We start from the raw sequence: 7,149 nt of genomic DNA on the forward strand, positions 1-7,149 counted from the left end.
CGGGTGACGAAGACCGCGATCAATCCGGACGGGACGACCGATCCGCGCCTGCCTCTGTCCGTCTGTCTCGGCTTCAGCGTGGGGACGGTCGGCGTCTCGATCATGCTGAACGGCGTGACCGCCTACTTCCCGGCCTTCATGACGACGGTGCTGGGCAAGGACGCGGAGATCGCGGGCTACCTGCTGATGCTCTCCAAGCTCTACGACGCGGTGGCGGATTTCGTCATCGGCGCGGTGAGCGACCGGACCCGTTCGCGCTGGGGACGGCGGCGTCCCTACCTTCTGGCGGGCGCGCTCGTATCGGCGATCTCGTTCCTCATGATCTTCGCTCCGCCCGCGATCGCGGACGAATATATCGCGATCTACATGTTCGCGGCGCTGGTGATCTATTCGACGGGCTATTCGCTGTTCAACGTGCCCTACATGGCGATGCCGTCCGAGATGACCGGCTCGATGTACCAGCGTTCGCGGCTGCTATCGTACCGCACCGTGTTCGTGTCGATCGGCCAGACGCTCGCCATGGCGGGCACCGCCGCGCTGATCTCGTGGGGCGGGGGCGATGCCAACGGCTACCTGATCATGGGCTGGACGATGGCGCTGGTGATCGGCACCGCCATGACGCTCTCGTTCTTCGGGACCGCCAAGGCGCCGCACCTCGACGTCGACGACAAGAAGGAAGTGCTCAACTGGCAGACGTTCAAGCTGCTGGGCGCGAACAAGCCGTTCATGCTGATCATCGCCGCGAAGATTTTCCAGTTCCTGTCGTTCGCGAGCATGGCCACCACCAGCCTGCTGTTCAAGCTCAACGTCCTGATGGTGGGCTATGCCGGGCAGATGCAGCTTGCGCTGGCGCAGAACATCGCCTCGGCCGCCTCGATGCCGTTCTGGCTGTGGATGGAGCGCAAGCTGGGCAAGCGCAATGCCTATATCGTCGGGCTCGCCATCATGAGCGTGATCTCGCTGAGCTGGCTGTGGACCGGCCGCGACATCACCACCTGGGGCCTCGTCTGGCGCGGCCTCGTGAGCGGCGTCGGCTCGGGCGGCATGATCCTCCTTTCGATCTCGATGTTCTCCGACACGCTGGCGCACGACCGCAAGGTGACCGGGCTGCGGCGCGAGGGGCTGCTGGCGAGCGTCGTCGCCATCACCGAAAAGACGACTTTCGCGTTCGGCGTCGCCGCCGTCGGGTTCTACCTCTCGCTTGCGAACTACGTGCCGACGCGCGACGGACGCATCATCGAGCAGCCGGAATCGGCGATCAACGCGCTCTATTTCTGCTTCGCGATCCTTCCGGTGCTGTTCGGCCTGTGCAACGTCGTCTGCATCAGCTTCTACAAGATCGGGGGCAAGTATCCCACGACGCCTCACGCGCCCGCGGCGGAGCCTGAGCTGGAGCCGACGCCCTAGCGCCGCGTCTCCCGCTCGCGGCGGTGGTGCGAGCGTGGGGGGATGACCGCGCTGCGAACATCCCGCCGCTGGCAGGCTCCCGCGTAGGGCCGGGTGTGCGAAACGAGACGGTGACCCATCGCAACGGAGTTCCAGATGCATCTCGAGCCCATTCCCTCCGCTTCCAAGGTCGCGGCCCTGCTGGCGGCCCCGATGGAAGGGCGCATGCTCATCGGCGGAGAATGGTGCGCCGCGCAGGCCGGCGGCACGATCGACAGCGTCGACCCCGCCAGCGGCAAGGTCATCGGCACGGTGCCCGACGCGGGCGCGGCCGATGTTGACCGGGCGGTCGCCGCGGCGGCCGCGGCGCAGGCGGGCTGGGCCGCGACGCCGCCCGCCGAGCGAGCCCGCATCCTGTGGCGCATCGCCGACGTCATCGAGGCCAACATCGACGAGCTGTCCGAACTCGAAGCGCTCGACCAGGGCAAGCCGCTCTACGTCGCGCGCTGGGCAGAGGTTCCTGGCGCGGTCGGTCAGTTCCGCTTCTTCGCGGGGCAGGCCATGGCGATCGAGGGAGCCACGATCACTCCGTCGATCACCTATCAGCCGCCGGGCAAGGAGATGCGCGCCTGGACCCTGCGCGAGCCGGTCGGCGTCGTCGCCGCGATCGTGCCGTGGAACTCGCCGATCGTGCTGACCGCGATGAAGCTGGCGCCCGCGCTGGCCGCCGGCTGCGCCGTTGTGCTCAAGCCCGCCGAGGACACCTCGCTCAGCGCGATGCGGCTGGGTGAGCTGATCGCGGAGGCGGGCCTGCCCGCAGGCGTGCTCAACATCGTAACCGGGCGCGGCGCGCAGGCGGGCGCGCTGCTCGCCGCGCATCCCGGCGTCGACAAGGTGGCCTTCACCGGCAGCACCGCCACGGGCCGCGCGGTGCTCGACGCTTCGAAAGGCAACCTGAAGCGCGTCTCGCTCGAACTGGGCGGCAAGTCGCCGGTGATCGTCATGGACGACGCCGATCTCGACCTCGCCATCGGCGGCGCGGCCAACGCGATCTTCTTCAATGCCGGGCAAGTGTGCGTCGCGGGCTCGCGTGCCTATGTCCATGCCTCGATCTACGACAAGGTGGTCGAGGGGCTCGCCGCCTACGCGCAGGGCATCGCGCTCGGCCACGGACTCAATCCCGAAACGCAGATGGGCCCGCTGGTCTCGGCGCGTCAGGCCGAGCGGGTCGAGGGCTTCATCGCCGCCGCCAGGTCCGAAGGCGCCTCGATCCTCACCGGCGGCGAGCGTCTGGGGCCGGCCGGGACGTTCGTCAGCCCGACGGTCGTCGCGGGCGTGAAGCCGGAGATGGAGATCGTGCGCGAGGAAGTTTTCGGGCCGGTTCTTGCGGTGCAGAAGTTCGAGGATGTCGACGAGGTCGTCGCCGCGGCGAACGATAGCGTCTACGGCCTCGCGGCGAGCGTATGGACCGAATCGCTGTCATCCGGCCACCGCCTCTCGTCTCGGATCAGGGCCGGGACGGTGTGGATTAACTGTCACTCGATGTATGATGCCAGCCTGCCTATCGGCGGGATGAAGCAATCCGGCTACGGCCGCGACAGCGGTCGCGAGGCGCTCGACAACTACCTCGAGACCAAGACCGTCTGCGCGGTGGTCTGAGGCGGGGACGTTTCGACACCATGGTTCCCGTCACCATCGTTACCGGCGCGGGCTCGGGAATCGGGCGGGCCGTGTCCGAGCGGCTCGAGGCCGACGGCATTCGCGTGGCTCGCGCCGACGTGGGGTTTGCGGCTTCCGAGGGGTTGAATTTTCGTCTCGACGTGTCGGACGAGACCGCCGCCGGAGCCGTATTCGAGCGGATCGAGGCGGAGTTCGGACCCGTCGCCGGGCTGGTGAATTGCGCGGGCATCTCGTGCGCGGGCTCGCTCGCCGACGTACCGCTGGCCGCCTGGGACCGGGCGATGGACGTGAACCTGCGCGGTACGGCGGTGATGTGCCAGGCCGCGCTGCATCGCATGATGCCCCGCAAGAGCGGCGCGATCGTCAACATCGGTTCGACCTTCGGGCTGATGGCGCGCAACGCCTGCGTGGCCTACGCGGTGAGCAAGGCTGCGGTAATCCACCTCACCAAGTGCCTCGCCGTCGATCTTGCGGAAAACGGCGTGCGCGTGAACTGCGTGTGTCCGGGCATGATCGAGACCGCGATGACGCAGCGGCTCTTCGAACCGGCCGCGAAGGCCCTATATGAAGGCAATGCCAAGGCCCATGCCCTGCGGCGCACCGGCTCGCCCGAGGAAGTCGCCGACGTCGTCGCGTTCCTCCTGAGCGACGGGGCCCGCTTCATGACCGGCGCGGTGGTGCCGGTCGACGGCGGCTACACGTCGGGCAAGTGGGTCTGACGCGCTCTTATCCGAAGCGCGGAGTGCCGCGCCCGCTTGCGGCGGCTTGATCCGCGGCAAGCGCTATCAGGACGACGAGGAAAGGAACTCGAGATGCTCAACACCTTCCAACAGCAATTCCACGCCATGCTGCCCTCGCTGTCGCCCGAGGAAGCTTCGCGGCAGGAGTTCGCCAAGAGCCTCAAGCACTTTGTCCAGCAAGGCCTGCTTCCGGGCCTGACGCCGGTCTACGAGGGCCGGGCCGCGCCCGAGTTCGCGAAGAAGAACGCGCGCGCGCCACAGAGCCGCCACGATATCCGCAGGGCCATGGTGACCGACCCCTACTTCCGGCACTACGCGGCCACCAACCGCATCAGCCAGGAAATGCTCTGGGACAGCGTGATCGACAGCGTCGAGCGCGAGCACGACCTGCTCCAGTCGCACGCGGAAGAGATGTCCGCTCGCAACACGGGCAAGCTGGTGATCCCCGATGAATTCGAGGTGCCCAGGTATGTCAGCGCGCTCGACATCCACTGCATGCCCGGCGGCTATGCGGGGGACGAGAGCGACCGCGACGACGTGTCGCTCGGCGTGCTCTACGACCGGGGCGTCTACCTCTACTCGATGGGCTACACCGGCCCGCACAACGACGACATGGGCCGCTCGGTGTGCAACTATCTCAAGCGCAACATGCCCGAGTTCAAGCCGAAACGGATTCTCGACATGGGATGCACCGTCGGCCACTCGACGCTGCCGTACAAGGAACTGTTTCCCGAGGCGGAGGTCTGGGGCATCGACGTCGGCGGGCCGATGGTCCGCTACGCCCATGCCCGCGCGGGCGCGCTCGGCTTCAACGTCAACTTCGCGCAGATGAACGCCGAGCACACCGATTTCGAGGACGGTTCGTTCGATCTGGTCGTCAGCCACATCCTGCTCCACGAGACCTCGGGCAAGGCCATGCCCAAGATCTTCGAGGAATGCTTCCGATTGCTGCGTCCCGGCGGCCTGATGATCCACGCCGACCTGCCGCCGTTCGACCTGATGGACCCGTTCACCCAGTTCATTCTCGACAACGAGACCTACTACAACAACGAGCCGTTCTGGGGCGCGATGCGTGATCTCGACCAGATCGCGCTGGCCAGGAAGGCGGGCTTCGATCCCGACACGATCCGCTTCGACACCGCGCCGATGGCGGTGATGGAATATGCCGAGGCGGGCTACTCGGCCGAATCGGCGACCAGCGTGGCCGAGCGCGAGTTCACCGCGGGCGAATTCGCCCCCGGCGGCGGCTGGGAAGTGCTGATCGCGCAGAAGGGAGAGGCCGCCTGATGCGCCGCGAAGCCCGGGGCAAGCGTCCCTCGTTCTACGAGGATTCCTCGCTCGACCAGATGATGTCGATGATCATGGTGCTGGCGGGCGAGGTCTCGGTCCTCGCCGACCAGCTCGATTCGACCCAGCGCGTGCTTGCCAACCACGGCATCGACGCGGCGGGCGAGATCGCCGCGCTCAAGCTCGACGACGCGGCGCTCGAACAGCGCGAGGCGCGCCGCCAGGCGATGCTCGAACGGATGTTCTACCTCGTCCGCAAGGAAGCGGCCGAATGCGCGGCGAAGGAAACCAGCGAAAGCTATATCGCCGCGCTGGACGAGATCGCCGAAGGATGAGCCCGCACCCCGACTGGCGCGAGAAACTGGCGCAGATCGTGGACGGGCAGGGGCTCGTCCGCGACAGCGCCCGGATCGCGCAGCTTGCGACCGACGTCTATCGCGCCCGCAGCCTGCCCGAACTCGTCGTGCGCCCGGCGAGTGTCGAGGACCTGCAAGCCGTCGTGCGCACCCTTGGCGAGGCCGGCGTCGGCTTCACCGTGCGCGGGGGCGGGGCTTCCTATACCGACGGCTACAACGTCACCGATCCCGCCCACCTGCTGATCGACATGGGCCGGCTCGACCGCATCGTCGAGATCGACGAATACGGCGGTTTCGTCACCGTCGAGGCGGGCGTGACCTGGGCGCAATTGTCCGACGCGCTCGCCGCCAAGGGCTTGCGCACGCCGTTTCGCGGCCCGTTCTCGGGTCTCGCCGCGAGCGTCGCCGGCTCGATGTCGCAGAATGCGATCAGCCACGGCTCGGGCGCCTACGGCATCTCGGCCGAATCGGCGCTGTCGTTCGACGTCGTGCTGGCCGACGGCAGCCTGCTGCGCACCGGATCGGGCGCGGCGGGGCTCAAGCCCTTCGCGCGCCACTTCGGGCCGGACCTCACCGGGCTGTTCACCGGCGATTGCGGCGCGCTCGGCATCAAGGCGCGCGTGACGCTGCCGCTCCTCAGGGGGCGGCCCGCGCACCGGGTGATCTCCTTCGCGTTCGGCGAATTCGGCCAGATGCACGAATCGATGCGGCGCATCGCGCTCGAGCGCATCGAGGACTCGCACTTCGCGCTCGACGCGGCGCTGTCGCAAGGGCAGATCGCGCGGCAGGACCGGGCGGGCAACCGGCTCGGCATGGCGCTTTCGATCCTGCGCAGCTCGCCCTCGCTGACGCAGGGCTTGCGGCAGGTCGCGGCGGCGGGGCTCAAGGCGCGCCGCCAGATCGGCAAGTCGGCCTTCATGACGCACTACATCGTCGAGGGCTTCGACGATGCCGAGGCCAGGGCCAAGGTTCACCGCCTGCGTGAGCTCAACTCCGATCTCGGCAGTGAGATCGCGGGGACCGTGCCCTCTGTCGTGCGCGCGATGCCCTTCGCGCCGCTGTTCAACACGCTCGGCCCAAACGGCGAGCGCTGGGTGCCGCTGCACGGCATCTTCGCCCATGCCGACGTGGCGCGCTTCCACGAGGCGCTGACCCGCTTCTACGCCGAGCGTGCCCACGAGATGAAGCGCCACGGGGTCTGGGGCGGGGGCATGTACTCGACCGTGGGGACCGGCGGCTTTCTCTACGAGATCGCGATCTACTGGCCCGACGAGCAGACCCCCTATCACGAGGCCGCGGTGCCCGCCGACTACCTGTCCGGCCTCACGAAGTTCCCGGCGAATGCCGAAGCGCGCGAATACGTCCACCGGTTCAAGGGCGAACTCACCGAGCTTTACGACGCACACGGCGCCATCCATTTCCAGCTCGGCCGGGCTTATCCCTATGCCAGCCGCCTGTCCCCGGAAGCGCTGCGCACGGTGGAGGCGATCAAGAACGCGCTCGATCCGGACCATGTGATCGGCCCCGGGGTGCTCGGGCTCAGCTGAGAGGTCTTTGGTTCGACGTTTGAAGTGGAATTTGGCGGAAACCTGTGACGTTAGGTATCGCACAGCAGAGCAGCTAGTCGTCCGTGAACAATGCGATTTTGGCTCTGGGACGGCGCAGGGCCATTCGCGGCGGGCTGTGGCGAGCTGTTGTGG

The 7,149-nt window shown here is 67.6% G+C and carries 6 protein-coding genes; all 6 read left to right on the forward strand.

Annotation, left to right across the window (positions count from 1 at the left end; translation table 11 throughout):
- Positions 1–3 precede the first annotated feature (3 nt).
- The 6 genes from B2G71_RS17730 to B2G71_RS17755 all read left to right on the forward strand — a co-directional run bounded on the left by B2G71_RS17730 (position 4) and on the right by B2G71_RS17755 (position 6,996).
- Positions 4–1,407, forward strand: coding sequence for an MFS transporter (locus tag B2G71_RS17730; RefSeq protein WP_098108045.1), 1,404 nt, complete (start codon positions 4–6; stop codon positions 1,405–1,407).
- Positions 1,408–1,542: 135 nt separating this feature from the next.
- Positions 1,543–3,045, forward strand: a complete 1,503-nt coding sequence (locus B2G71_RS17735; protein ID WP_346426946.1) for an aldehyde dehydrogenase family protein — start codon at positions 1,543–1,545, stop codon at positions 3,043–3,045.
- Positions 3,046–3,065: 20 nt separating this feature from the next.
- Positions 3,066–3,785 carry an SDR family oxidoreductase gene (locus tag B2G71_RS17740; protein ID WP_098108046.1) on the forward strand — a complete coding sequence of 240 codons (720 nt, stop codon included), beginning with the start codon at positions 3,066–3,068 and terminating at the stop codon, positions 3,783–3,785.
- Positions 3,786–3,878: 93 nt separating this feature from the next.
- Positions 3,879–5,093, forward strand: coding sequence for a class I SAM-dependent methyltransferase (locus B2G71_RS17745; protein WP_098108047.1), 1,215 nt, complete (start codon positions 3,879–3,881; stop codon positions 5,091–5,093).
- Entirely contained in the window at positions 5,093–5,428 is a 336-nt protein-coding gene (locus tag B2G71_RS17750) for a hypothetical protein (RefSeq protein WP_098108048.1), read from the forward strand. The genes B2G71_RS17745 and B2G71_RS17750 overlap by 1 nt, the downstream gene beginning before the upstream one ends.
- Positions 5,425–6,996, forward strand: a complete 1,572-nt coding sequence (locus B2G71_RS17755; protein WP_098108049.1) for an FAD-binding oxidoreductase — start codon at positions 5,425–5,427, stop codon at positions 6,994–6,996. Before B2G71_RS17750 ends, B2G71_RS17755 begins: the two co-directional genes overlap by 4 nt.
- Positions 6,997–7,149 lie beyond the last annotated feature (153 nt).

It is taken from the genome of Novosphingobium sp. PC22D (assembly GCF_002556635.1).
Lineage (GTDB): Bacteria > Pseudomonadota > Alphaproteobacteria > Sphingomonadales > Sphingomonadaceae > Novosphingobium.

Excerpts from the sequence above, each read along its gene's own strand:
- B2G71_RS17745 (WP_098108047.1), top strand. The coding sequence starts at position 3,879 with ATGCTCAACACCTTCCAACAGCAATTCCACGCCATGCTGCCCTCGCTG.
- B2G71_RS17740 (WP_098108046.1), top strand. The coding sequence starts at position 3,066 with ATGGTTCCCGTCACCATCGTTACCGGCGCGGGCTCGGGAATCGGGCGG.
- B2G71_RS17750 (WP_098108048.1), top strand. The coding sequence starts at position 5,093 with ATGCGCCGCGAAGCCCGGGGCAAGCGTCCCTCGTTCTACGAGGATTCC.
- B2G71_RS17735 (WP_346426946.1), top strand. The coding sequence starts at position 1,543 with ATGCATCTCGAGCCCATTCCCTCCGCTTCCAAGGTCGCGGCCCTGCTG.
- B2G71_RS17755 (WP_098108049.1), top strand. The coding sequence starts at position 5,425 with ATGAGCCCGCACCCCGACTGGCGCGAGAAACTGGCGCAGATCGTGGAC.